Annotated in this window: 1 pseudogene; it reads left to right on the forward strand. The window is 38.6% G+C overall.

The annotated features are described in order from the left end of the window. Positions 1 to 59: 59 nt before the first annotated feature. A pseudogene (locus DCS95_RS20570) lies at positions 60 to 461 on the forward strand (protein kinase domain-containing protein); the annotation flags it as partial.

The raw sequence follows: 461 nt of genomic DNA on the forward strand, positions 1-461 counted from the left end.
ATGTAATCATGGCTAAAATTCAAACGTATAAACCATGTAATGTTTAGCGAGAAACAGCTTTGATGGCTTTATCCAAGCATCCAAACGTGTTGAGAGTTTATGGATCATTCGTGAATGGATCCAAGTTATACATTGTCACACCTTATTTGGCTGCAGGATCTTGTTTGGATATCATGAAGACATCATTTCCAGATGGTTTGGATGACATCTCTATCGCCACTATTCTTCGTCAAGCTTTGGAAGGTTTAATTTACTTGCACAAAAATGGCAATATTCATCGTGACATAAAGGCTGGTAACCTTCTGATGGATTAACAAGGTACAGTACTCTTGGCTGATTTTGGTGTATCAAGTTCTTTAGCAGAGAAGGGTGATGTAAGAAAAACATTTGTTGGTACACCTTGTTGGATGGCTCCTGAAGTCATGGAGCAAGATGGATATGACGATAAGGCTGATATATGG

This window comes from Maribacter litoralis (assembly GCF_003075045.1).
GTDB lineage: Bacteria > Bacteroidota > Bacteroidia > Flavobacteriales > Flavobacteriaceae > Maribacter > Maribacter litoralis.